The organism is Pseudomonas sp. HY2-MNA-CIBAN-0224 (genome assembly GCF_040310285.1).
GTDB lineage: Bacteria > Pseudomonadota > Gammaproteobacteria > Pseudomonadales > Pseudomonadaceae > Aquipseudomonas > Aquipseudomonas helleri.
In genome coordinates this window covers 13,019-36,106 of sequence record NZ_JBEOPQ010000055.1, presented here as the reverse complement: position 1 = coordinate 36,106, position 23,088 = coordinate 13,019, and the positions used below count along the sequence as shown (strand labels likewise).

Genomic DNA, 23,088 nt, shown 5'->3' with positions numbered 1-23,088 from the left:
AGCTTGCCTCGCGATCTTTTGATCTTTAAAAGATCGCGAGGCAAGCTCGCTCCTACAGGGGGGTGGCCTTCGGGTTTACACCGTCTTGGCGATGCGGCTGGTGATCAGCGCCCAGCCAATCAGCAGCGCACACAAGATTGCCAGCGGCCACGAGCGCCATTGCAGGTAAGGCGTGAGGTTGTGCATGGGCACCACGTCGCCGTACAGGATTCCTTGCTCGAACTGCGGGATCTGCGTGGTGATCTGCCCAAACGGGTTGATCAGCGCGGTGACGCCGTTGTTGGTTGCGCGGATCATCCAGCGGCCCGCTTCAAGGGCGCGCATCTGGGCCATCTGCAAATGTTGCAGGGGGCCGATCGAGGTGCCGAACCAGGTGTCGTTGCTGATGGTCAGCAAAATATCGCTTTGCGCGGCCAGCCCGGCGACAAAGTCCGGGTACACCACTTCGTAGCAAATCAGCGGGGCAATCTGGTAACCCTTGGCTTGCAGCATGGGTTGGTCGGCAGGCCCGCGGGCAAAGTCTGACATCGGCAGGTCAAAAAACGCGATCAGGCCGCGCAGGACGTCCTGCAACGGGACGTACTCGCCAAACGGTACGAGTTTTTGTTTCAGGTACACGCCATCGCCTTCACCCACGGCCGTGATGCCGTTGAAGAAGCGCGATTCGTGGCGCACTTCTTCACGGATCGGCACGCCGGTAATCAACGCGGAATTTCGCTCGGCAGCGAACCGGCTCATCATCGTCAAATAGCCTTCGGCGTTCTCTTTGAGCACCGGAATGGCTGTTTCTGGCCACACAATCAGGTCGACACGCTTGGAGCTGAAGGTCATGTCGCGGTACAGCGCCAACTGCGCATTAAGCTCAGCCGGGTCCCATTTCATGCTTTGTGCGACGTTGCCCTGCATCGCCGCCACGCTCAGCGGGTCACCCGACGGGCTGGTCCAGGCGTGATGCTTGAGCGCAATGCCGATGCACCAAGGGCCTACCAGCAACACCACGGCAGCGCCGATAAAGGCTTTGCGCCTGGCTTTGATCAGGCGGGGCAGGTTGCATAGCAACGCTGCGGTCAGCGCCAAGGTGAACGAAATCAGCCACATGCCGCCCAGCGGCGCGAGCCCGGCAAGGGGGCCGTCGAGCTGGCTGTAACCCGAGTACAGCCACGGGAAACCTGTGAGGAACCAGCCACGGAAAGCCTCTTGGGCTGTCCACAGCGCAGCAAAGGCCAGGGTGTCGGCCAGCGGCGCTTCATTGCGGCGGATCCAGCGTGCCCACAGCCAGGCGGGCAGGGCAAAGAACCAGGCAATGGCAGCGGTGAACAGCAGCATCAGGAAACCGGCCAGTAGCACCGACGCCCCGCCGAAGTGGTGAATGCTGTAGTAGATCCAGCTGGTGCCCGCGCCAAACAGGCCAAAGCCGAAGCACCAGCCACGGCCCAGCGCCTGCTTGGGCGACAGGTCGCGCAAGCCCAGATAGAACAGGGCCAGGGCAACCAGTGCCAGCGGCCAGATATCGAAAGGTGCCAACGCCAGGGTTGTCAGTGCGCCGGCCACCACAGCCAGCAAGTTACCGGGCCAGCCGGGGGCGGTTATCCAGCGCATTTCAATCCTTAGCGTCAGGGTTTAGCGGGCAATAGGCGTTAAGCGAATCAGGTGAATCCGGCGGCTGTCGGCATTGAGAATGCGGAAGCGGTAAGGGCCGATTTCAGTGATTTCGTTGCGTTTTGGCAAATGCCCGAACGCACTCATGACCAGGCCGCCAACGGTGTCGAACTCATCGTCGGAGAAGTCGCTGTCAAAGAACTCGTTGAAGTTCTCGATGGGCGTCAGGGCCTTGATCAGGAAGTCACCGCTGGGCAGCGGCTTGATGTAGCTGTCTTCTTCGACATCGTGTTCGTCTTCAATGTCGCCGACGATCTGTTCCAGAACGTCTTCAATCGTCACCAGACCGGCCACGCCGCCGTATTCGTCAATGACGATGGCCATGTGGTTGTGGTTGGCACGGAACTCACGCAACAACACGTTCAGGCGCTTGGATTCAGGGACAAACGTCGCTGGACGGAGCAGATCCTTGATGTTGAATTTGTCGCCGTTCTCTTGAAGGATCAGCGGCAGCAGGTCTTTGGCCAGCAGGACGCCGAGGACGTCATCGTGGCTTTCGCCGATCACGGGATAACGCGAGTGCGCTGCGTCAATGATCGCCGGGAGGAATTCGCGGGGTGTCTGGGTCGCCTTGATGCTGATCATCTGCGAACGCGGGACCATGATGTCCCGTACTTGCAGGTCAGCCACCTGGATGGCGCCTTCGACGATGGCCAGCGCTTCGCTGTCCAACAGTTTGTTCTGATGTGCTTCGCGCAGCAGCTCCAGCAGCTCCTGGCGGTTTTTCGGCTCATGGGCAAAGGCCTGGGTCAGCTTACCCAACCATGACTTTTGCCCGTTGCTCGATCGGTCTTCGCTCATAGCGATTTACTCGTATCCCTTGGTCGTTTCAGTGGGTTGTTAATCAGTTTCGTCGTCTGCATACGGATCTGGATGACCCAGTTCTGCAAGCAACGTTCGTTCCAGCGCTTCCATCTCTTCGGCTTCTTCGTCTTCTATATGGTCGTAACCCAGAAGATGCAAGCAGCCGTGGATCACCAAGTGAGCCCAGTGAGCGTCAAGTGCCTTGCCTTGTTCGGCGGCTTCACGCTCAACCACGGCCACACAGATGACCAGGTCACCCAGAAGCGGGATATCAAGGAATTCGTCCGGCACTTCTGCCGGAAAAGACAGCACGTTGGTCGCGTAGTCTTTGTGTCGCCACGTGTGATTAAGCTCACGGCCTTCGGCTTCGTCCACCAGACGAATGGTCATTTCCGAGTCGGCGGTGCGCTGGCGCAGCGCCAGTTCGCACCATTGGCGGAACTGGGCTTCGCTGGGCGCAGCGGCTTCGGTGGCCAGTTGCAGGTCAAGCTCAAGCATCTTTGCGGTAGTCCTTGGCGGCGGGCAGGGCGGCCAGCTTGTCAGCGGCTTCCTGTTCGTAGCGCCCGTAGGCCTCAACGATGCGTTGTACCAGCGGGTGGCGCACAACGTCTTTGGACAAAAAGTGCGTAAAGCTGATGCCCGGCACATCCTTGAGCACGTCAATCACGTGGGTCAGCCCCGACTTGGTGCCTTTTGGCAGGTCGATCTGGGTGATGTCACCGGTGATCACGGCCGTGGAGCCGAAGCCGATACGGGTCAGGAACATCTTCATCTGCTCGACGGTGGTGTTCTGGCTTTCGTCGAGAATGATGAAGCTGTTGTTCAGCGTGCGACCGCGCATGTAGGCCAGCGGTGCCACTTCAATAATTTGCCGCTCGATCAGCTTGGCCACGTATTCAAAGCCGAGCATCTCGTACAGCGCGTCATACAGCGGACGCAGGTACGGGTCGATTTTTTGCGACAGGTCGCCCGGCAGGAAGCCGAGTTTTTCACCCGCTTCAACCGCCGGGCGCACCAGCAGGATGCGGCGGATTTGCTCGCGCTCCAGGGCGTCAACTGCGCAGGCCACGGCCAGGTAGGTCTTACCCGTACCGGCTGGGCCAATGCCGAAGTTGATGTCGTTGCCGAGGATTTCTTTGACGTAGCGCTGCTGGTTGGTGCCGCGCGGGCGGATCATGCCCTTTTTGGTGCGCAGCGACACGCTGGCCTCGGCCACAGGCGTATTGGCCAGGTCATCGGTGGCAGCAGACTCTTGCAGGAACAGGTGCACCAGGTCCGGCGAAAGCTCAGTGGCTTTGGTTTCGCGGTACAGACGGCGCAGCAGGTGTTCTGCAGAAACAGTCAGTTTGGGGTCGCCGATCATTTCGAACTGGTTTCCGCGATTGCGGATTTCGATGCCCAGACGTTGTTCGACCAAGCGCAAATGCTCGTCGAATTGTCCGCACAGATTGGCGAAGCGGCGAGCCTCAAAAGGCTCGAGGAGAAAACGATGTGGTTCGATGGGTGCGTTCAAGGTCGTTTTTAGCCGCCCTAAGGCAATTGAGGTGAGATGAAGGATAACGCTAGCAGGTCACGCGCGAAAGGACTTACTGACGCGACGTAAAACCTGTAGCCGCTGCCGTAGGCTGCGATCGCTCACGAAGTGGGCGCATGCTCTAAAAGCTTGAAGATCCTTCGGATCTTATCGCAGCCTTCGGCAGCGGCTACAGGTCCGCGTTAGTTCAGCAGTGAACCCCGCAGGGAGTGCGGCTGGGCGGCATCGATGCGCACGTCGGCGAATTGTCCGATCAACTGCGGGTTGTCGCAGCGGAAGTTAACAATGCGGTTGTTTTCGGTGCGCCCTTGCAATTCGCCAGGGTCTTTTTTCGAGTAATCGGTCACCAGAATCCGCTGAATGGAACCGACCATTTGGCGGCTGATCTCAAAACCTTGCTGATTCAGACGATGTTGCAGCGCGTTGAGGCGCTCTTTTTTGCGCTCTTCTGGCGTGTCGTCAACCAGGTCGGCCGCAGGTGTGCCCGGGCGCTGGCTGTACACAAAGGAGTACGAGAAGTCGAAACCGACGTCCTCGATCAGCTTCATGGTTTGCTCGAAGTCCTTCTCGGTTTCACCGGGGAAGCCGACGATAAAGTCAGAGCTGATGCAAATGCCCGGTACCGCCGCGCGCAGTTTGCGCAGCTTGGACTTGTACTCCAGCGCCGTGTGGTTGCGCTTCATCGCTGACAGAATGCGGTCCGAGCCCGATTGCACCGGCAAGTGCAGGTGTTTTACCAGTTCCGGCACCTCGGCGTGCGCCTGGATCAGGCTGTCCGAGAACTCCAGCGGGTGCGAGGTGGTGTAGCGAATGCGCTCGATCCCGTCGATGGCTGCCACCACGCGAATCAGTTCAGCGAGGTCCGCCAGGCGACCGTCCTCGGTCACGCCGCGATAGCCGTTGACGTTCTGGCCCAGCAAGGTCACTTCGCGTACGCCATTTTCGGCCAGGTGAAACACTTCGCTGAGCACGTCGTCGAACGGGCGGCTGACTTCTTCGCCACGGGTGTAAGGCACCACGCAGAACGTGCAGTACTTGCTGCAACCTTCCATGACCGACACATAGGCACTTGGGCCGTCGATGCGGGGTTCTGGCAGATGGTCGAATTTCTCGATTTCGGGGAACGACACGTCAACCTGCGGCAACTTGGTGATGCGCGCAGCGTCGATCATCTCGGGCAGGCGGTGAAGGGTTTGCGGGCCGAAGACCACGTCCACGTAAGGGGCGCGGTCGCGGATGGCGGCGCCTTCCTGGCTGGCAACGCAGCCGCCGACGGCAATGACCATCTCGGGGTTGGCCAGTTTCAGCTCGCGCCAGCGGCCCAGTTGCGAGTACACGCGGTCTTGGGCGCGCTCACGGATCGAACAGGTATTCAGCAGGATGACATCAGCGTCTTCGGCGCGCGCTGTGACTTCCAGGGCCTGATGTTCACCCAGCAGATCGACCATGCGTGAGCTGTCGTACTCATTCATCTGGCAACCGTGGGTTTCGATGTAAAGCTTCTTGGCCATGGGTGTTCATCAAGTGGTTCAAAGAACCGCGCATTATAGGGGGCATGGTCGCGGGTTCCTAGCGTTGTGCGTCCGGTGGCTATGCTATAGTTCGCGCCCTCTTTTATATCCTCAGATGTTTACCCGCCCACCATGACCAAACGTGAAGCTCCAATCTACAAGGTGATTTTCCTCAATCAGGGCCAGGTGTTCGAAATGTACGCCAAGCAGATCTATCAAAGTGATCTGTGGGGCTTTCTGGAAGTTGAGGAATTTGTCTTCGGGGAGCGCACGCAAATCGTCGTTGATCCGAGCGAAGAAAAGCTCAAAGCTCAATTTGAAGGCGTGGTACGCAGCTTTGTGCCGATGCACTCGATTGTGCGCATCGATGAAGTTGAACGTCTGGGAACACCGAAAATCAGCGAAGCCAATGGCATGAGCAACGTGATGCCGTTTCCGTTTCCGATGCCGGACAAGTAGTTCGGCACCTTTACCCTAAGGCAGCGGTGAGAACGGCGAGCGACCGTCGGCTGATTGCAACTCAAGCAGGTACTTGCGGAAGATCTGCCCCAGGATCTGGGTAGCAGTCTCGAGTTGTTCGCGGGGCATTTGCTCGGCGACCAGGTCGGCGGTGTCGAGGGCATCTTCGGCGCCGTTGACCGCCGCCATTTTCAGCACGATGTACGCCTGAATGTTATTGGCCGGAACGCCTTCACCCTTGAAGAACATGGTGCCCAGCTGAAATTGCGCCATGGCGTGGCCTTGCAGCGACGCTTGTTCGAAGTAGCTCAGGGCCTGATTGAGGTCTTGCGGGGCGTTTTTACCGTCGTAATAGAACTCACCCAGCTCGTATTGAGCTTCTGCATCCCCGGTTTTTGCCGCCTCAACGCAGGCTGCCAGAGCTTCTTTGAGGTCTTCTGGCTGCGTATTGAGGGTGCAACGACCCATCGCTGGAATCAACAGCGAGTTGCCACCTGCCTGAGCAAGCAACGGTTGAAGGAGCAACAGGCAGCCCAGTGCAAGGGCGCGGCCGGTGCGGTTCATGGGAATCGACGTACCTCTGAAAGGCGGGCATACCCGACCAAGGGATGAGTAGGCGCGCATTATGAAATAAGCGGAGGCCACCTTACAAAGTCTTTACTCGTTTTTCTGCTGCGTGACCGCCATATCGATTGATTTAAGACGATTTTGGACAGGTGGCATAAATGATTAGCCCCTCACGCGCATAAAAAGAACATAAACCCCTGTAGGAGTGAGCTTGCCTCGCGATCTTTTGATCTTTAAAAGATCGCGAGGCAAGCTCGCTCCTACACAGGGTTCAGGTTATTTCAACGCAGCAAAAGCGCGCTCGGCAGCATCCAGAGTCAGTTGCAGTTCGGCGTCGCCGTGGGCGATCGAAGTGAAGCCGGCTTCAAACGCACTTGGCGCCAGGTACACGCCGCCGTCCAGCATCAGGTGGAAGAACCGCTTGAAGCGATCGGCATCGCTGGCCATGACGTCGTCGAAGGTCACGATGTCATCGGCTTCGCTGAAGTACAGGCCAAACATGGCACCCGCCTGGGTGGTCACAAAAGGAATGCCGGCAGCGTCTGCACGTTCTTGCAGGCCTGCGAGCAGGCGCGTGGTGTAGTCGGTCAGCTCGTCGTGGAAGCCTGGGCGGCTGATCAGGCGCAGGGTGGTCAGGCCAGCGGCCATCGCCAACGGGTTACCGGACAGCGTACCCGCCTGATACACCGGGCCCAGCGGGGCGATGTGCTGCATGATCTCGCGCTTGCCGCCGAAGCAGCCTACCGGCATGCCGCCGCCAATGATTTTGCCGAAGGTGCTCAGGTCGGGCGTTACGCCGTAGTGGGCTTGGGCGCCGCCCAGGGCTACACGGAAACCGGTCATCACTTCGTCAAAAATCAGTACGATGCCGTGCTGGTCGCACAGGCTGCGCAGGCCTTGCAGGAAGCCCGGCGCGGGTGGCACGCAGTTCATGTTGCCCGCCACCGGCTCAACAATGATGCACGCCACGGTGTCGCCCACTTCTGCCAGCAACTGCGCAACGGCGTCGATGTCGTTGAAGGTGGTGGTCAGGGTGTGTTTGGCGAAGTCGGCCGGGACACCGCCCGAACTTGGAACGCCTTGGGTCAGTGCGCCGGAGCCGGCTTTTACCAGCAGGCTGTCGGAGTGGCCGTGGTAGCAGCCTTCGAACTTGAAGATGTTGTCACGCCCGGTAAAGCCGCGCGCCAGACGGATGGCGCTCATGGTGGCTTCTGTGCCGGAGCTGACCATGCGGACCATTTCCATGGACGGCACAATCGAGCACACCAGGTCGGCCATCTCGGTTTCCATGGCGGTCGGGGCGCCGTAGGACAAGCCGTGTTGCAGTTGCGCACGCACCGCGTCCAGCACGTCCGGGTGGCTGTGGCCCAAAATCATCGGGCCCCACGAACCCACGTAGTCGACATAACGCTTGTCGTCTTCGTCAGTGACGTAGGCACCTTCGGCATGTTTGAAGAACAAAGGCGTGCCGCCCACGCTCTTGAACGCACGAACAGGCGAGTTCACGCCGCCGGGGATGTGTTTTTGGGCGTTGGCAAACAGCGTTTCGGAACGAGACATGATGGGCTCTCTCTGAATCAGAATTCGGTATTTAAATAGACAGCAAGGCGTTGAACGCGCGGGCGCGTCGGGTCACTTCCTGCGTGCTGTCGGCGCCAAACAGGCCGTGCACCACGGCCAGCAAGTCAGCCCCGCGCTCGACCAGCGGGGCGGCGTTGTCCAGGGTAATGCCGCCGATCACACAGATCGGCACGTTTATAAGCTTGGCGCGCGCCTCGTTGATCACCTCGGGGGACGCCGGGGCAGCGCCGGGCTTGGTGCTGGAGGTGAAAAAGCGCCCAAAGGCCACATAGGTGGCGCCTTCCTTCACTGCCTGCTCGGCCAGATCGATTTGATCGTGGCACGTTGAGCCAATAATGGCCTTTGACCCGAGCAGTGCCCGTGCAGGTGTCAGCGGGCCGTCGGTCTGGCCCAGGTGAACACCCACGCCCAAGCGCGCGGCCAGTTCGGCGTCATCGTTGATCAGCAAGTGCGCCTTGTAACGATCGCACAAGTGCATCAGCGCCTCGGCCTCGCGCAAGCGGCGGGCCTCATCGGTGCTTTTGTCGCGGTACTGCAACAGTGTCAGGCCGCCATCCAGCGCTGCCTCGACATACTCCAGGCATTTGCCGGCCAGCAGTTGGCTATCGGTGATTGCGTAAAGACCACGCAGCTTCATGGGTCGAGCCTCATTCGTTACGAACAGAAGTCCAGCGGTAAACGCCGGGGCACAAATTGGCCCTGGCCCAGTTGCTCGGCATCACGCAGGGTGCGCCACGTGTAGTTGAGCGCCGTCTCGACCGCGCTGACCAGGTTTTCGCCAATGGCCAAACGCCCGGCCAGAGTGCTGGCCAAGGTGCAGCCCGAGCCGTGATAGCTGCCCGGCAGACGATAGCAGGTGAAGGTGTGACGGCTGCCGTCGCGGCTGTACAGGCGGTTATGGACTTCGTGTTCATCGCCGTGTCCGCCGGTGATGAGCAGGTGTTTGCAGAAAGGCAGGAGTTTTTCGGCGCATTCATCGGCGCTGCCCTCAGGCAGTTCGGCCAGAATGCGGGCTTCAGGCAGGTTGGGCGTGGCGATCACGGCCAGGGGCAGCAAGCGCTCGCGCATGGCGTAGCCCACTTCGTCTTTACCCAGTCGACCGCCGCCGCCCGCGCGCAGTACCGGGTCACAGACCATCGGCAGATGCGGGTGGGCTTGAAGCAGCTCGACCACGGTGTCGACCATTTCCAGTGAGCCGAGCATGCCCAGCTTGACGGCCGCAACCGTGGAGTCGCTGAGCACGGCATTGGCTTGCGCCAGCACCCACTCTCGATCCAGCACGCGGAAGTCGCTGACATTCACGGTGTTCTGCACAGTCAAGGCGGTGACCACGGGGGCCGCGTGACAACCTTGAGCCAGCAGGGCTTCGATATCTGCCTGCAAGCCGGCACCCCCACTGGGGTCATGGCCGGAGAGACAGAGGACAACGGGGCGAGAGCTGTAGATATTCATGGTGCGCGAGCTTACCACCAAACGCTTTTTTGCGGCTGTTTGGTCCGCTGATTTGTATGATGGCCATGCGGCTCCATCGGGATGGCTATGCTAAAGTGAGCCCCACATTACTAACAGGTAAGACGGTCGACGCGGTCTCAAACGGAACAGGAGATTCTGCACGTAACCGGGCGGACCACGCTGGGGCTGTATGCGCTATTTGCTGATTATGATGCTGGGCTGGCTACCGATGCTGGCCGGCGCAGTCGAGTTCGACGAAACCACCCAGAGCCTGCCCTTGGGCCGAGTGATGCAGGTCTTCGAAGATGTGGGGGGCCAGGCGACGTTGAGCGATGTGATCGCCAACCCGGGTCTGTTCAAGCTCCACACCAAAGACACGCTGAATGCAGGGTACTCGCGCTCGGCCTTCTGGCTAAAAATTGATCTGCAATACTTGCCCAAAGACCCCACGGCACACCGCACCTGGTTGATGGAGCTGGCGTATCCGCCGCTGGACAACATCGACCTGTACCTGGCCGATGCAGCAGGCAACTACTACCTGGCTGAGCGCACCGGCGATGCCTTGCCCTTCGATAGCCGGCAGATCAAAGAAAACAACTACCTCTTCGAACTTCATTTCAGCCCTGGACAAAACCAGACCGTCTACCTGCGCCTGGCCAGCGAAGGCTCGATTCAAGCGCCGCTCACCTTGTGGTCTGCGCAAGCCTATCTCGAAGAACAGCCCCAGCGCATTTATGTGCTGGGCCTGATTTACGGGGTTCTGCTGGGGATGCTGGTGTACAACCTGTTCATCTACATCAGCGTGCGTGACACCAGCTACCTGTATTACATCGTCTACATGGCCTCGTTTGGCCTGTACCAGCTCGCGGTCAACGGCGCGGCGGTGCAGTACTTCTGGCCCAACAACCCGTGGTGGGCCAACGCGTCGGTGCCGTTTTTGATCGGTTCGGCTGCGCTCTTTGGCTGCCAGTTTGCGCGCTCCTTTTTGCAGATCGGCTCGCAAAGCCGCTGGCTGGACCGTGCGCTGATCTTGCTGATGGGCGTCGGTGCGCTGGTCATGCTGCTGTCGCTGATCACCAGTTATGCCGTGGCCCTGCGGCTGGCGACGGCGCTGGCGCTGGCGTTTATCGTGGTTATCTTTGTTGCGGGTGTGGTGGCCTGGGCCCGTGGTTTGCGGGTGGCGCGCTACTTTGTGATCGCCTGGTCGGCCTTTTTGCTCGGAGGTCTGGTCAACACACTGATGGTCTTGGGCTACTTGCCGAACGTCTTCCTGACCATGTACGCCAGCCAGATCGGCTCGGCGGTCGAAGGCTGCCTGCTGTCGCTGGCGCTGGCCGACCGGATCAACGCCATGCGTGACCTGCATGCGCGCACCTTGCAAGAAACCGGGCAAAAACTGGCAGCGATGAACCAGCAACTGGCCCGCACCAACCAGCTCAAAGACGAGTTCCTGTCGACGGTCACCCACGAACTGCGCACGCCCATGAACGGGGTAATTGGTTCGTTGGAGTTGATCAAAACCCTGGACATGGGCACCGAACTCGAGTTCTACACCCAGACCGCCGAAGGCTCGGCGCGGCAAATGATGGGCATGGTCAATGGCATTTTGTCCCTGACCGAGTTACAGGCCGGTCGTCTCACGGCCGAGTTGCAGCCCTTTAGCCTTGGCGAACTGCTCAAAGCCCTGAGTGCTGAATTCGCCCCAAAGGCCCGCAGTAAAGGGCTGACTTTTTCGTATGACATTGCCCACGGTTTGCCTGAACACTGGGTTGGGGACGAAGCGAAAATTCGCCAGTGCCTCGAATGCTTGCTGGATAACGCCATCAAGTTCACCTGCCAAGGCGGGGTAATTTTACGCGTGACCGGTAAAGCCACCGACGAGGCGCGCTGGTCGTTGGCGTTCAATGTGATCGACAGCGGTATCGGCTTTGTTCATCAGGAACGGGCCGAGCTGTACCAGCACTTCTTCCAGGTCGATGGTTCCATGACCCGCAACTACGGCGGCCTGGGGATTGGTTTGGCTATCTGCCGGCGCTTGGTAGAGCTGATGGGCGGCCAGTTGACTCACCATTCGCTGCCGCGTCAGGGCTCGCAGTTCCAGGTCTCGCTGGAGCTTGAGGCTTTGGCCCCGGCTACCCAGAGCACGATCCTGAGCCTGAAAAAAAGCCCGCTTGAGTGCGCCGTGTTGCTGGTTGAAGACCACGACGTCGGTGCTCCGGACCTGTACGGCATGCTGCTCGCATTGGGCTATCGCGTGCATTGCGCCGACAGCGGGCAAGCAGCCATCGACCTGCTGCGCCGCGAACGCGTCGATGCAGTGTTGCTCGGTTGCCCGCTGGCGCGGATTACCGCCACGTCAAAAGACGCTCAACTGCTGACCCTGGCGGTGTGTTTGCAACTGCCGGTGCTGGCGGTGTTTGAGTCTACTGCCGAGGCCCAAGCGGCGCGAGGGCAGGTCGATGCGATCACCGATGCGTTGATCAAACCGCTGGGTATCGAAGAGGTGCAGCAGGCCCTTGCACAGCGCCTGTTGGTGGTCGGTGAGGGCAAAAGCGCCGGGCCTTAGGCGCATATGCCACTTGTGATGGTGGCTGTGCGTGCTTCACTGGGTCATTGGATTGATCCGAGGAGCCCGCACCATGAACCTGCATCAATACGCCGAAACCCACCAGGTGACCAATCAGCCGCCGTCGTTGGACGGCGTCAATCTGTACCGTATCGACCTGCCGTTGCAGCACTGGAGCCAGCACTTCGGTGCGGGTTGGGCGCAAGGGCGGATTGACCAGTACGGTGCGCTGGCCGGTGGGCCGTTGATGGCAGCGGGCTTTTTGGCCAATGAAAACAAACCGGTGTTTGTCAGCCATGACCGCTTTGGCCATCGGATCGATCTGGTGGAGTTTCACCCCGCGTACCACGAACTGATGCGTACCGCGATTGAGCACGGCCTGCCGTCCTTGCCCTGGACCGACCCGCAGCCCGGCGCTCATGTGGCCCGGGCGTCCATGACCTACCTGCACAGCCAGGCCGAAGCCGGCAGTGGTTGCCCGTTGACCATGACCTTCGCCAGCGTCCCGGCTTTGCGCTTGCAACCGGACATTGCCCACGTGTGGCTGCCCAAAGTGCTGGCCACGGAATACGACCCGCGTAACGTCGACATCAGCCAAAAAGCCGGGGTCACCCTAGGCATGGCAATGACCGAAAAACAGGGCGGCACCGATGTGCGCGCCAACACCACCCGCGCCTATCCGGTGGGCGCTGCCGGGCCGGGGCAGGCCTATGAACTGCTTGGGCACAAATGGTTTTGCTCGGCGCCCATGTGCGATGGTTTTTTGACCTTGGCGCAAACCGACAAAGGCCTGAGCTGTTTTCTGCTGCCGCGCCACCGCCCCGATGGCAGCCGCAATGAGTTCTATATCCAACGCCTGAAAAACAAACTGGGCAACAGCTCAAACGCCTCCAGCGAAGTCGAGTTTAGAGGGGCGCTGGCGTGGATGATCGGCGAAGAAGGGCGCGGCGTGCCGACGATCATTGAAATGGTCGCCATGACCCGCTTCGATTGCATGGTGGGTTCCAGCGCGCTGATGAGGCAGGCGCTGACCCAGGCCAGCCATCACTGTGTACACCGAATGGTGGGCGGCCGGGTGTTGGCTGAACAACCCTTGATGCAAAACGTGCTGGCAGATCTGGCGCTGGAAAGCGAAGCCGCGCTGGCCTTGAGCCTGCGCATGGGCCGCGCGCTAGACCATCTGGATGACTCCCACGAGGCCCGTTTCTCCCGGTTGGTGACCGCCGTGGGCAAGTACTGGATCTGCAAACGCGCCCCGGCCATGATCAACGAAGCCGCGGAGTGCATGGGCGGCGCGGGGTATGTTGAAGACAGCATCTTGCCGCGCCTGTACCGCGAGGCGCCGGTCAACTCAACGTGGGAAGGCTCCGGCAATGTGCAATGCCTCGACGTGTTACGCGCCTTGTCCAAAGAACCGGGTGTGCTGGACGCGTTGTTTGCCGAACTGGGCGACGGCCATGGCGATGCACGTTTGGCGCAGCACATTGGCCGGTTGCAGCAGGCCTTTAAAGACACCGATGACATTCAATACCGCGCCCGACAACTGACCGAAGACATTGCCTTGGGCCTACAGGCCAAACTGCTTTTGGAGGCCGGTAACAGCGACGTCAGCGACGCCTTTATTGCCAGTCGGCTACACGGCAATGGCCGCGCCTACGGCAACCTGCCACGCGGCCTGAACGTCGCCGCCATCGTCGAGCGCTCAACCCCGCATGTCCTTTAACCCTCACCCACCCATGCACTGTGGGAGCGGGCTTGCTCGCGATAAAGCCAACTCGGTCTGTCTGTGGCACCGAGTCAATCCAATCGCGAGCAAGCCCGCTCCCACTGATCGTACGGCTACTGGGTTTTGTGGTGTGCCCGGTATGCTTTAACGACTGATACAGGCAAGATAAAGACCTGCCAGTTCAGAAGACAGGATGCTTATCGTGACCGAAGCTTTTATTGTCGTTTCAACCGCTGCCGAGGCTGTCGACCGCCTTGCGGCCCTGCATGAACGCGCAACCACGGCGCTAAGCCAGGCACTCAAGCGCTACCTGAAAGACCGGATCGAACCGACCCCGGAAGAACGTGCCCTGTTTCGTTACCCGGAACTGCGTCTGACCTACCGCATCCATGGCGAAGTCCCGACCACCACCCGTGCTTATGCCAAGGTGCAACTGCCTGGCACCTACAGCGTCACCGTCACCCATCCCGCCGCGTTCCGTCACTACCTGCTGGAGCAGTTGGTGCCGTTGATGCGTGATTTCACCGTGGTGGTCGAAGTCGGTGTCAGCCAACAAGACATCCCGTACCCGTACGTGGTTGAGCAGGGCGACGAGCTCGCGGGTTCCGGCGTAACGGCCGCCGCGCTGGCGCGGGTGTTCCCGAGTACCGACCTGTCGGCCGCCACCGATGGCATCGCTGATGGCCTGTACGACTGGGAAAACACCGATCCGCTGCCTCTGGCGCTGTTTGATGCGGCCCGCGTCGACTTCTCGCTGCGCCGCTTGGTGCACTACACCGGCAGTGACTGGCGCCATGTTCAGCCGTGGATCCTGCTGACCAACTACCACCGCTACGTGGACCAGTTCATTCTCCATGGCCTTGAGCAACTGCGTGATGACCCGCGTTTTGTGCGCATGGTTATGCCCGGTAACGTGATCATCGAAAAGTCCATGGACTACGGCGAAGCCCAGGCAATTGCTGCCGGTGTGGTCTGGCACCGCTATCAAATGCCGGCGTATCACTTGCAGGCCAGCGACGGCCACGGCATCACCCTGGTGAACATCGGTGTCGGCCCTTCCAACGCGAAAAACATCACCGACCACCTGGCCGTGTTGCGCCCGCATTGCTGGCTGATGATCGGCCACTGCGGCGGGCTGCGCCAATCGCAGACCATCGGCGACTACGTGCTGGCTCACGCCTACATGCGCCGCGACGGGATTCTGGACCGCGTCGTACCGCCGAACATCCCGATCCCGGCACTGGCCGAAGTGCAATTGGCGTTGCAGGAAGCGGCCGCGCAGGTCACTGGCGAGCGCGGCGATGAGCTGAAAAAACGCCTGCGTACCGGCACTGTGTTGACCTACGACGACCGTAACTGGGAGTTGCGCTGGGCGCAGGAACGTCCGCTGATCAACCTTTCTCGTGCGGTGGCGGTGGACATGGAAAGCGGCACCATCGCGGCCCAGGGCTACCGTTTGCGGGTGCCGTATGGCACGTTGCTGTGTGTTTCGGACAAACCCCTGCACAGCGAAATCAAACTGCCGGGCTCGGCCAACGCGTTCTATGAACGGGCCGTGAGCCAGCACTTGAAAATCGGCATCGCTGCCGTCGACTTGATGCGCGGCCAGCTCAACTCGCTGCACTCGCGCAAACTGCGCAGCTTCGACGAACCGCCGTTCCGTTGATTCAAGTGGTCATTTAGCGATCAGGGCACTAGCATGACCAGCCCTGATCGCTAGATGTTCTTTTTGTCATGTCCCGTCCTGCTCGTCCCGCCCCACGCCGTCCGGCGCCAAAAAGCACCAACCCCAATGCTGCTAATCGCCGTGTGGCCAAGGCACCGCCAGCTGAGCCCAAATTGTTTCTGTTCAACAAACCGTTCGATGTCCTGACCCAGTTCAGCGACGAAGGCGGGCGGGCGACCCTCAAAGACTTTATCCCGATTCCGGGGATCTACCCGGCCGGGCGCCTGGACCGTGACAGCGAAGGCTTGCTGCTGCTGACCAATGACGGCCAGCTACAGGCCAAAATCGCCGATCCCAAGCACAAGCTGCCAAAAACCTATTGGGTGCAGGTGGAGGGCGAGCCGACAGCAGAGCAATTGCAGCAACTACGTGACGGTGTGCAATTGAATGACGGCAAAACCCTGCCCGCCGAAGCGCGAGCGCTGGAAGAGCCTGAACTGTGGCCGCGTAACCCGCCGGTGCGGTTTCGCAAAAGCGTCCCGACGTCGTGGCTGGAGTTGGTGATTCGCGAAGGGCGTAACCGCCAGGTGCGGCGCATGACGGCGGCGGTGGGGTTGCCGACGCTGCGTCTGGTGCGGGTGCGCATTGGCGACTGGACGATTGAGGGGCTGGAGCAAGGCCACTACAAAGAAGTGCCGGCGCGGTTATAACGCGCCAGACTCGATCAGGCCGATCACCACGCTTTTGATCACAAACGCGGCGACCCCAAGTCCGAGCACAAAAAACAGAATCATCGAACCAAAGCGCCCGGCCTTGGATTTTTTCGCCAGGTCCCAGACGATAAAGCCCATAAACAGGATCAGCACGCTGACCAGTATCGTCATCATCCATTCTTCAAATACGGCAGGATCCATTGGGGTCTCCATCGATCGCGTGTTGGGGCGCTCGCAATCCTGTAGCCGCTGCCGCAGGCTGCGATAAGGGCCGAAGGACCTTCGTTTGTGCGTGCTGAGCCGGGGTTGCTACGCAACCCATCGCAGTCTTCGGCAGCGACTACAGGGTGTTAATCACGTACGCAAATGCGTCAACGGCAACTCAGTGCTGTTGAGCACCTGGTTCAGCACAAAACTGGAACGTACGCTGGTCACGCCATCAATGCGGGTCAAATGGCCCAGCAGCAGCTTTTGATAATGGTCCATGTCCGGCACGACCACTTTCAACTGGTAATCGGCGTCTATGCCCGTCACCAGGCTGCACTCCAGCACTTGCGGCAGCGTACGAATCGCCGCTTCAAAGTTCTCAAAACGCTCAGGGGTATGGCGGTCCATGCCGATCAGCACATAGGCCGTGAGGCTCAACCCCAGCAGCTTGCGGTCCAGCAACGCGACTTGGCGCGAGATATAACCGTCGTCTTCCAGTTGCTTGACCCGACGTGAGCAAGGTGAAGGCGACAGCCCGATACGTTCGGCCAATTCCTGGTTAGAGATGCGCGCATCACGCTGTAATTCCGCCAAAATGCTTAGGTCGTACCGGTCCAGTTTGCTCACGTAGACACCCTTTGTAATAACTATTGCGGCAAAGTATCCATCTGAAGGCAAAAATTGCGCAAGTGCTATTTTATTCAGCAATCTTCGCAATCCTCTGCCGGCGCCCCAGGCCTATTCTTATTACCAGAATCACTGCCCGGACATAGAGTCCACTGCGGCCGCCGAATCAGGCCTGCCGCGGCCGCCAACCCAACAGGGTTGCCCCGGCCCCCCGGGCTACGCACTGTCCAGAAGACGGGGCGAGGTGAGCCAACATCACAAGTGTTGAGCCAGGACGGAAAAATTCAAAGGGCGACCGACGGGTCGCCCTTTTTTATTGTGCGCGCAAATAAAGTACGCAACCGCTAGCCTTGAGCAGAACCGCTTTGCGGTTTTCCAGTCTTATGATTACGCGCCCCCTAACCCGAGTGAGGAACATCATGAAATCGCGCATCTGGCGTTTGGCCACGGTTGGCTTGCTCTGTGTGAGTGTCACCGGCCAAGTACTGGCTGATGAGCGAGGGGATGGAAACTCTCAAGAAGCACGGCCCAACGGTGGTCAGCATTGGCAAGAAGGTAATCAGCCGCGCGGTGAGCAGCGCCAGGGTCGACCGGAGGGTTGGCAGGGCAATGCGCAGCGCCCTGAGAATAGGCCGCAGCAAGGCAATCAGCCGCGCCCTGAAAATCGCCCGCCGCAGGCTAATCAGCCTCGCCCGGAGTTTCATCCACAGCCCGGCAACCCTGGCCCTCAACAGCATTTTGAGGTGCGCCCAGGGCAGCAGCATCCTGGGCCTCCCGTGAGTAACCTGCCGATTCAGCCGCGCCCAAATGCTGTGCAGCAGACCCAGATGCCCAATCGTGGCGGCAACCAGAACTGGCAAGCCGGTGGTCAAAACTTCAGGCCCGGTGGCAATAATGTTCACCCCAACGATGTGCGCTGGGCCGGTCGCCCGGACGGGCATGGCAATGGCTGGGGCCCAGGCCCGCAATACCGCCCCGGTTACGCCATTGACCGTTTCCCGGGCCAATATCGCCAAGTGCCGTATCGCGGGCAGAACTTCTTCTTTTCAGGGGGCTACTGGTATCGCCCTGAAGGTCAGCGCTACATCGTGGTGCAGCCGCCCTACGGGATTCGCGTCAGCATCATCCCCAGTTATGCGCGTGAGGTGTGGGTAGGCAGTTCGCTGTTCTTCCTCGCAGCCGGGTCTTATTACGCGTACCAGCCAGCGACCCAAGACTACATAGTGGTCGAACCACCTGCGACGATTGTGCAGCCAGCGCCGCAACCGGTGAGTAACGGTTATGACGTGGTGGCGTATCCGGCCAATGGCCAGACCCCGGCACAAATTGATCAGGACCGTTACGACTGCTACCGCTGGGCGGTTGACCAGAGCCATTTCGACCCGGCCCACATTGCCTACGCGCCCGCGCCGGCCGTGGTGCAGACCTACCGGCAGGCTGAGGGCAATTGCTTGAATAGTCGTGGGTATCAGGTGACGTATTGAAACTGCCGGGTTGCTCAGCAACCCTTCGCAGCCTTCGGCAGCGACTACGGCGCTGCCTTGGGTTTGACGACCTCCTGCGGGTCCGCATGCACCAGCACTTCGGCCCGTGGGTAGGCGTTTTCGATGGCTGCCGCCACTTGGTCACTCAGGGTGTGAGCGTCCAGCAAGCTGAGTTGGCCCGGTAGCTCAAGGTGCAGTTGCACAAACCAGATGTTGCCCGAGATTCGGGTACGCAAGTCGTGAGCGCCCAAAACACCCGGCACAGCGCAGGCCAAAGCCAGCATGTTTTCGCTGACGTCGGTGGGTAACTCTTCGTCCATCAGCACCGAAAAACTCTCGCGTGCAATCTGGAAGGCGCTCCAGAGGATGTACACCGCAATCCCCAGACCAAACCACGCATCCAGCTGCGAGAAGCCCACGGCGGCGAAGACCAGCGCAACCAGAATGCTACCGTTGAGCATCAGGTCCGAACGGTAATGCAGCGAGTCTGCCCGTACCGCGTTGGAGCCCGTGGCCTTGATTACGCGGTGTTGCAGGATCAGCAGGCCCACCGTCATCACCAGCGAGAACACAATCACGGCAATGCTGATCCACGGCGCGTTGACCGGCTCGGGGTGTTTCAATCGGTCGAACGCCTGAAAGGCAATCAGCACCGCACTCACGCCAATAAACAGCGCTTGCGCCATGCCCGCCAACGATTCCGCCTTGCCGTGCCCATAGCGGTGATCGTCATCGGCCGGGCGCAGGGCGTAATGCACCGCCAGCAGGTTGAGGAACGAGGTCACGCCATCGAGCAGTGAGTCTGTCAGCCCGGCGAGCATGCTGACCGAACCACTGAGCCACCAGGCGATGGCTTTGGTGATGATCAAAATACTGGCCACCGCCACCGAGGCGCGGGTGGCCAGGCGTAACAGGCGAGCGTGTTCCGGACTGCTGGTCATTGGCCTTCCTTTATCAGGCTGCGGGGATCAAGCCATACATCGCTAATTGCTGGGTGCTGCCTTTGTGCTGGATCAGGCGTGGATCGTTCAGCGGGAAGCTGCGGCCCAGCTCGCTTTCCAGAATGGCCTGCAGCTTGCTGTTATCCACTTTGCCGTCAGCACCAATGGCTTGCTGAAGTTTTTCCGGGGCGATTTGCGCGGTCTTGCCCGGCGGCAAATAAATAGCGCCGGTGGCGAAGTCGACGCCAAACGCGATCAGGCCCGGAATCACGTAAAACAACAGCCCGATGCCATCGAGCACCACCACCACCGGGTCGATCTTGCCATCAATCTGGCCACGACGATCGGGAAAGAAAATACTGCCGCAGGCGGTCAGCTGAGTGAGCAGCGTCGCAACCACGACACCGCCAATGACGCGGGAAAATGTACGCATAGGAAAACCTCTAACACGCTGAAGAATTAAGACCACGCTTAACGCATAACCGTTCGCCGTTATACTCGCCGCTCTGTTCTGGAGCCACCATGATTTCTTTGCCGATTGATGAAGTTTTACCTGCACTGCGTCAAGCCTTGCGTGAGCGCCACGAAGCGGTGCTCGAAGCACCGCCCGGCGCCGGTAAAACTACCCGTGTGCCGCTGGCCCTGTTGAATGAGCCATGGCTGGCCGGTCAGCGCATCGTGATGCTGGAGCCGCGACGCCTGGCAGCGCGGGCTGCCGCCGAGCGATTGGCCAGCGAACTGGGTGAGAAAGTCGGCGAAACCGTGGGTTATCGCATCCGTCTGGACAGCAAAGTCGGCCCCACCACGCGCATCGAAGTGGTCACCGAAGGCATTTTGACCCGCCGCCTGCAAGAAGACCCGGCGCTGGAAGGCGTCGGGCTGCTGATTTTTGATGAGTTCCACGAGCGTAGTCTGGATGCCGATCTGGCGTTGGCCTTGAGCCTCAATGGCCGTGAGTTGTTTCGCGATGAGCAGCCGCTGAAAATTCTGCTGATGTCGGCCACCCTCGAAGGCGAGCGGTTGGCCAGCCTGTTAGACGATGCCCCGGTGTTGCGCAGCGAAGGGCGCATGTATCCGGTGGCGATGCGCTGGGGACGGCCTTTTGTGCCGGGCGAGTTTATCGAGCCGCGTGTGGTGCAGACCGTGCTGGACGCTATTCATGATGAGAGCGGCAGCGTGCTGGTGTTTTTGCCCGGCCAGGCCGAGATCCGTCGCGTCACTCAACAATTGGCTGATGCCCTGGGCCAGCGCAGCGACATCGCGTTGTGCCCCTTACATGGCGAGCTGGATCTGGCCGCGCAGCGCGCCGCCATAGAACCAGCGCCCAGCGGCACACGCAAAGTGGTGCTGGCCACCAACATCGCGGAAACCAGCCTGACCATCGACGGCGTGCGCGTGGTGATCGATGCCGGGCTGGCGCGGGTGCCGCGTTTTGACCCCGGCAGCGGCATGACCCGCCTCGACACGCAGCGCATCTCCCGCGCCAGTGCCACCCAGCGGGCCGGCCGCGCCGGGCGACTGGAGCCGGGGGTGTGTTATCGGCTGTGGTCCGAAGACCAACACGCGCAACTGTCGGCTTATGGCAGCGCTGAAATCCTCCAGGCCGACCTGGCCGGGTTGGCCCTGCAATTGGCGCGTTGGGGCGTCACCCCTGAGCAACTGACCTGGCTCGATGTGCCACCTGCCGCGAGTTATGCACAGGCGCAGCAACTGCTGGAACGCCTGGGCGCCCTGCGTGGGCCAAAACTGACGGCCCATGGCGAAGCGATGGCCGAACTCCCGGCGCACCCGCGTATCGCGCATTTGTTGCTGCGCGGGCACGATCTGGGGTTGGCGGCGATGGCCTGTGACGTAGCGGCGTTATTGGGTGAGCGCGATATTTTGCGCGGCGCCGGGGCCGATGTGCACAGCCGTCTGGCCTTGCTGTCCGGTGAAAGCCGGGCGGCGCGGGGCGGGCAGGGCGGGGTGCAGCGTGCCAGGCAACTGGCCCGGCAATATCAGGGCTACTTGCGCGGCAAGCCCGCCCAGCCGGTGGCTGATCCCGATCATTCGCGTTGGCTGGGCGCCTTGCTGGCGCTGGCCTATCCCGACCGTATCGCGCAACAGCGCGAGCCCGGCGGCGCCGAATACCGGCTGGCCAATGGCCGGGCGGCGTTGTTCATCGAAGTCGATGGCTTGATGAAACAGCCGTGGCTGGTGGTTGCCGATTTGGGCAGCCGTCAGGGCCAGCGTGAAGAGCGCATTTACCTGGCCGCCGAGTTTGATCCGGCGCTGTTGGACGGTGTGCTCAGTGAGCAAGTCAGCGTGGTGGATCAGTTGGACTGGGACGAGCGCGAAGGGGTATTGCGCGCCGAACGTCAGCGAAAAGTGGGCGAACTGGTATTAAGTCGTGAACCCCTGACTGGCCTCGATGAGGCGTCACGGACTCAGGCGCTTGTCAATCTGGTGCGGCGCAAAGGCCTGGAATTACTCCCCTGGACGCCTGAACTGCGGCAGTGGCAAGCGCGGGTGGCATTGCTGCGTCAGCTCGATGTGAGCAAGCAGGGCCAAAGCGAATGGCCGGACGTGAGCGATGCGGCGTTGCTGGCCGGGCTTGAAGACTGGCTGGGGCCGTACCTGGGGCGGGTGTCGCGGCTTAGCCATTTTGCCAACCTCGACCTGTCGAGCATTGTGCATAACCTGCTCAAATGGCCGCTGCCCCAGCGTCTTGACGAGCTGGCACCGCAGCACATTAAAGTACCTTCGGGTTCGTCGGTGCGTCTGGACTACAGCGAGCACCCGCCGATTCTTGCGGTGCGCCTGCAAGAACTCTTTGGCCTGGCAGACACCCCGCGCATCGCGGGCGGGCGGCAGGTGGTCAAACTGCACCTGCTGTCACCCGCCCGGCGCCCGGTGCAAGTTACCCAAGACCTGGCCAACTTCTGGCGCAGCACCTATGCCGAAGTGAAAAAAGACCTGAAAGGGCGTTACCCCAAACACTACTGGCCTGATGACCCGTTAGTGGCCGAAGCGACGGCCAGGGCCAAGCCGAGAAAGAGTTGAGCCCCTAAACCTTCACGCGGCGCCAAAGGCCGCGAGGTTGCAGTACTGGCCTTTGAAATACAGCAGTGGCTGCGTCGCCGCTGTTTCTTGCAGGTTTAACGCTTTGACTTCGCCGATCACGATCAAGTGATCACCGGCGACGTGCTCGGCGTGAATTTCGCAATCAAGCCAATGCAGGCTGCCTGCGATAACCGGGTTGCCCAGCGGCGATGGTTGCCAGTCGACGCCGTGCCATTTGTCGGTGCCTTTGCGCGCGAACCGGTTGGAAATCGCAACCTGCTCGCCGGACAGGATATTGACCGCGAACCGACCCGCCTGACGAATTCTCGGGTAGCTGGCTGAACTGGCCATAACGCTAAAAGACACCAGCGGTGGGCTCATCGACACGCTATAGAACGACTGGCAGGTGAAGCCAATCGGCTCGTCATCCACGTGTGAGGTAATCACCGTGATACCGGATGCGTAGTGCCCGAGGGCTTCGCGAAAGCTCAAGGGTTCGATCGCCGTGCGAGGAAGTGCCATGGTGGGTCCTGAATGGGGATAAGCCTG

At 60.4% G+C, this 23,088-nt stretch carries 21 protein-coding genes; 7 read left to right on the top strand and 14 right to left on the bottom strand.

Annotated elements, in window-relative coordinates:
* Positions 1-75: 75 nt before the first annotated feature.
* The 5 genes from lnt to miaB form a co-directional block, all read right to left on the bottom strand.
* Positions 76-1,599: an apolipoprotein N-acyltransferase gene (gene lnt / locus AAEZ03_RS20475; protein WP_153434514.1), complete on the bottom strand. Its 1,524-nt coding sequence runs from the start codon at positions 1,597-1,599 to the stop codon at positions 76-78.
* Positions 1,600-1,620: 21 nt separating this feature from the next.
* On the bottom strand, positions 1,621-2,460 hold the full coding sequence (locus tag AAEZ03_RS20470; protein ID WP_048367621.1) for a CorC family transporter: 840 nt from the start codon (positions 2,458-2,460) through the stop codon (positions 1,621-1,623).
* Between the two features lie 39 nt (positions 2,461-2,499).
* The gene (gene ybeY / locus AAEZ03_RS20465; RefSeq protein WP_048367619.1) at positions 2,500-2,961 is read right to left on the bottom strand and encodes an rRNA maturation RNase YbeY; all 462 of its coding nucleotides are present in this window, start codon (positions 2,959-2,961) and stop codon (positions 2,500-2,502) included.
* Positions 2,954-3,976, bottom strand: a complete 1,023-nt coding sequence (locus AAEZ03_RS20460; RefSeq protein ID WP_153434513.1) for a PhoH family protein — start codon at positions 3,974-3,976, stop codon at positions 2,954-2,956. The genes ybeY and AAEZ03_RS20460 overlap by 8 nt, the downstream gene beginning before the upstream one ends.
* A gap of 203 nt (positions 3,977-4,179) precedes the next feature.
* Complete coding sequence (gene miaB, locus AAEZ03_RS20455; protein ID WP_350581137.1) at positions 4,180-5,508, bottom strand: tRNA (N6-isopentenyl adenosine(37)-C2)-methylthiotransferase MiaB; 1,329 nt, start codon at positions 5,506-5,508, stop codon at positions 4,180-4,182.
* A 132-nt stretch (positions 5,509-5,640) separates the two neighbouring features.
* On the opposite strand from miaB, the gene AAEZ03_RS20450 reads away from it, so the two are divergent.
* On the top strand, positions 5,641-5,967 hold the full coding sequence (locus AAEZ03_RS20450; RefSeq protein WP_048367613.1) for a DUF1820 family protein: 327 nt from the start codon (positions 5,641-5,643) through the stop codon (positions 5,965-5,967).
* A gap of 15 nt (positions 5,968-5,982) precedes the next feature.
* Here AAEZ03_RS20450 and AAEZ03_RS20445 read toward each other — a convergent pair whose 3' ends face one another.
* The 4 genes from AAEZ03_RS20445 to AAEZ03_RS20430 form a co-directional block, all read right to left on the bottom strand.
* Positions 5,983-6,531, bottom strand: coding sequence for a tetratricopeptide repeat protein (locus AAEZ03_RS20445; RefSeq protein ID WP_048367611.1), 549 nt, complete (start codon positions 6,529-6,531; stop codon positions 5,983-5,985).
* A 279-nt stretch (positions 6,532-6,810) separates the two neighbouring features.
* A complete protein-coding gene (gene hemL / locus AAEZ03_RS20440; protein ID WP_350581132.1) occupies positions 6,811-8,094 on the bottom strand; it encodes a glutamate-1-semialdehyde 2,1-aminomutase in 1,284 nt (427 codons plus the stop codon).
* A gap of 31 nt (positions 8,095-8,125) precedes the next feature.
* Positions 8,126-8,752 carry a thiamine phosphate synthase gene (thiE, locus tag AAEZ03_RS20435; protein ID WP_262124196.1) on the bottom strand — a complete coding sequence of 209 codons (627 nt, stop codon included), beginning with the start codon at positions 8,750-8,752 and terminating at the stop codon, positions 8,126-8,128.
* A gap of 17 nt (positions 8,753-8,769) precedes the next feature.
* On the bottom strand, positions 8,770-9,567 hold the full coding sequence (locus tag AAEZ03_RS20430; RefSeq protein WP_026014362.1) for a hydroxymethylpyrimidine/phosphomethylpyrimidine kinase: 798 nt from the start codon (positions 9,565-9,567) through the stop codon (positions 8,770-8,772).
* 190 nt (positions 9,568-9,757) lie between these two features.
* Between AAEZ03_RS20430 and AAEZ03_RS20425 the strand changes: the two genes are divergently transcribed.
* The 4 genes from AAEZ03_RS20425 to AAEZ03_RS20410 all read left to right on the top strand — a co-directional run bounded on the left by AAEZ03_RS20425 (position 9,758) and on the right by AAEZ03_RS20410 (position 16,235).
* Positions 9,758-12,133 carry a hybrid sensor histidine kinase/response regulator gene (locus AAEZ03_RS20425; protein ID WP_350581128.1) on the top strand — a complete coding sequence of 792 codons (2,376 nt, stop codon included), beginning with the start codon at positions 9,758-9,760 and terminating at the stop codon, positions 12,131-12,133.
* 73 nt (positions 12,134-12,206) lie between these two features.
* Positions 12,207-13,856 (top strand): acyl-CoA dehydrogenase family protein, encoded by a 1,650-nt coding sequence (locus tag AAEZ03_RS20420; protein WP_350581125.1) that lies wholly within the window; start codon positions 12,207-12,209, stop codon positions 13,854-13,856.
* Between the two features lie 196 nt (positions 13,857-14,052).
* A complete protein-coding gene (gene amn / locus AAEZ03_RS20415; RefSeq protein ID WP_153335827.1) occupies positions 14,053-15,525 on the top strand; it encodes an AMP nucleosidase in 1,473 nt (490 codons plus the stop codon).
* A 143-nt stretch (positions 15,526-15,668) separates the two neighbouring features.
* Entirely contained in the window at positions 15,669-16,235 is a 567-nt protein-coding gene (locus AAEZ03_RS20410) for a pseudouridine synthase (protein ID WP_162207676.1), read from the top strand.
* Here the strand turns inward: AAEZ03_RS20410 and AAEZ03_RS20405 are convergent.
* Complete coding sequence (locus AAEZ03_RS20405; RefSeq protein ID WP_048367598.1) at positions 16,230-16,439, bottom strand: DUF2788 domain-containing protein; 210 nt, start codon at positions 16,437-16,439, stop codon at positions 16,230-16,232. The genes AAEZ03_RS20410 and AAEZ03_RS20405 overlap by 6 nt on opposite strands.
* A gap of 153 nt (positions 16,440-16,592) precedes the next feature.
* Positions 16,593-17,072 carry an Lrp/AsnC family transcriptional regulator gene (locus AAEZ03_RS20400; protein WP_048367596.1) on the bottom strand — a complete coding sequence of 160 codons (480 nt, stop codon included), beginning with the start codon at positions 17,070-17,072 and terminating at the stop codon, positions 16,593-16,595.
* Between the two features lie 419 nt (positions 17,073-17,491).
* Between AAEZ03_RS20400 and AAEZ03_RS20395 the strand changes: the two genes are divergently transcribed.
* Positions 17,492-18,556 (top strand): DUF6515 family protein, encoded by a 1,065-nt coding sequence (locus tag AAEZ03_RS20395; RefSeq protein WP_350581121.1) that lies wholly within the window; start codon positions 17,492-17,494, stop codon positions 18,554-18,556.
* A gap of 44 nt (positions 18,557-18,600) precedes the next feature.
* On the opposite strand, the gene AAEZ03_RS20390 is transcribed toward AAEZ03_RS20395, so the two are convergent.
* Together AAEZ03_RS20390 and pmcY are read right to left on the bottom strand one after the other, a co-directional pair.
* Complete coding sequence (locus tag AAEZ03_RS20390) at positions 18,601-19,497, bottom strand: cation diffusion facilitator family transporter (RefSeq protein ID WP_048390577.1); 897 nt, start codon at positions 19,495-19,497, stop codon at positions 18,601-18,603.
* Positions 19,498-19,510: 13 nt separating this feature from the next.
* The gene (gene pmcY, locus AAEZ03_RS20385; protein WP_123752047.1) at positions 19,511-19,930 is read right to left on the bottom strand and encodes a periplasmic Zn2+ metallochaperone PmcY; all 420 of its coding nucleotides are present in this window, start codon (positions 19,928-19,930) and stop codon (positions 19,511-19,513) included.
* Between the two features lie 89 nt (positions 19,931-20,019).
* Between pmcY and hrpB the strand changes: the two genes are divergently transcribed.
* Positions 20,020-22,539 (top strand): ATP-dependent helicase HrpB, encoded by a 2,520-nt coding sequence (gene hrpB / locus AAEZ03_RS20380; protein ID WP_350581117.1) that lies wholly within the window; start codon positions 20,020-20,022, stop codon positions 22,537-22,539.
* 12 nt (positions 22,540-22,551) lie between these two features.
* Here hrpB and AAEZ03_RS20375 read toward each other — a convergent pair whose 3' ends face one another.
* Positions 22,552-23,061 (bottom strand): flavin reductase family protein, encoded by a 510-nt coding sequence (locus AAEZ03_RS20375; protein WP_153393067.1) that lies wholly within the window; start codon positions 23,059-23,061, stop codon positions 22,552-22,554.
* Positions 23,062-23,088 lie beyond the last annotated feature (27 nt).